2 protein-coding genes are annotated in these 1,846 nt (G+C 32.7%); both read right to left on the bottom strand.

The features are described from left to right. Positions 1 to 138: 138 nt before the first annotated feature. Entirely contained in the window at positions 139 to 474 is a 336-nt protein-coding gene (locus tag KI356_RS19695; protein ID WP_212936210.1) for a hypothetical protein, read from the bottom strand. 11 nt (positions 475 to 485) lie between these two features. Further along, entirely contained in the window at positions 486 to 1,655 is a 1,170-nt protein-coding gene (locus KI356_RS19690; RefSeq protein WP_212936209.1) for a ParM/StbA family protein, read from the bottom strand. Positions 1,656 to 1,846 lie beyond the last annotated feature (191 nt).

Raw genomic sequence — 1,846 nt, 5'->3', positions numbered from 1 at the left:
TTCAACTAATAATCAGTGGGGGATGAACAAAACCCCCACTGATTATAGTTTCACTTTATAAAGATTACGATACAATAACAAAAACCCATCACTGCATTCGTATGTATAGTGATGGGTTCTACCTATATTTTTCTATGTTCAAAAGAATGGGCAATCTAATTGGTCAACAGATTCCCACGATTTTTTTTTTACATTTTCGATGGATTTACTATTTTCTAGTGGTACGTTTTTAAATGGATTCATTTCAACTTTTAATAGAGATGATGGTTCTACATATAAAGAAAAAACATGGCTACTTGGCAAGGTTTTTGATACATCAATATCTCCTACTTGTTTAAATAATTGCTGGGCTGCAAAGAAAAAGAAATTAGTTGGATTAGTTTGTTTATTAAGCCATGCAATCATTTCAGGTGATACCGATTTATTAATATTTATTTTCACTCGATCACCACGTTTATATCGCCTAGATCGCATACTTCCACCAACTAACTTATCGTTAAGTTTGTGAATCCTAACTCTTTTTGCTTATGCTCTCTATATTTTGGCGAACATGTATATACTAAAAGACCACGAGCATTAGTGAATAACGGGTTATCTACAAAAATTACATTTTTCAAGCGTCCTTTTTGTTTCAAAATCATTTTTAAACTATTTTTAATAATAACTGCGCCCCCACCATAAATAAATACATATGGATCGTCTTTCATATCATCAATTTTGTTAATAATATCCGTTGCGACACGTGCTGCTAAACCTAAAAACGCTGGCTGCGATTCTTCAACTAACAATGCATTTCTTGGGTGCTTTTCATTTAAATAAATTTGGTTAAATTCTGTAATACTATCAATTGTTTTCGTAGGATATTTCCGATTCCACCTCGTAATAATTTGTAGTAACGTTTCTTTTACACCGTACGATAATCCTTTACTTAATTGCGGACGGAAATTTACCCCTAATGAAACAACTTCTTCCGTTGTCCCCGCGCCAATATCAAAAGACAATAAAGTTTTATCTACAAAATCAATTTCTGAAACTTGATTTTGTTCACATTCTATTTTATGTTTCACAACATTTCCTTCCTCATCATATACAATCCCCCACGTCCCAGAAGCGCCTTCAGGTAGGCATTTACAAAACTCAATAGAAACATTAATCGTAACATCGCGTCCATTTGGATAATGGAATATGACCTTGTGATTGCCCATATACCGTTTCGCATTTTCAACAGCGATTTCCTGTGTAATAAGTTGCATTGGAAGAGCAACAGATAAATCATAACGAATATTAATATGACTGGAAGTTGGACTTTGACGCATAGCACTTACCGCTAAACCTGATAGTATGGTAATAACCATTAACTCATCCGTCGATTTATTCGATTTCTTCTCCACCTCAGTACCTTTTAATTGATCTTGAATGACTTTTTCTCCAACGATGTACCGTACATTATTTAACATTAACGATGGAGAACTAATAGTCACATCAATGTGATTTTCTAATTCTGATAATGAAACATCTGCCTCATCTAACAATCCTGTAGGTTCTCCTATATATAAAGAATAAATACTCGGAATAAAAATAGGGTCTTGCCCTTTAACCATTAACTTCAAACCGTTATTTCCTGCATCTGCACCAGCTTTTAAAAGTATAGACATAACTACCCCCTAAATTAATCTGACATCCCTTCCAAATATATGCGAGCCCATTCTTTTACATTCAAATGTAATGTAATTTTTTATTTATCTTCAAAACAAAATATTACATACTTTCATTATATGTGTAAAAAACATTGGACATAAAACTTTTTCAATTTTATACTAAATTTGTAAAGAGTTTTTTACAATAC

It is taken from the genome of Bacillus hominis, from assembly GCF_018332515.1.
GTDB lineage: Bacteria > Bacillota > Bacilli > Bacillales > Bacillaceae_G > Bacillus_A > Bacillus_A hominis.
Note: the sequence above shows the minus strand (reverse complement) of the source record. Positions and strands in the feature narration are given on the sequence as shown.

Bases quoted from the DNA above. Each gene is read 5' to 3' on its own strand.
- KI356_RS19695 (WP_212936210.1), bottom strand. From the start codon at position 474: ATGCGATCTAGGCGATATAAACGTGGTGATCGAGTGAAAATAAATATT.
- KI356_RS19690 (WP_212936209.1), bottom strand. From the start codon at position 1,655: ATGTCTATACTTTTAAAAGCTGGTGCAGATGCAGGAAATAACGGTTTG.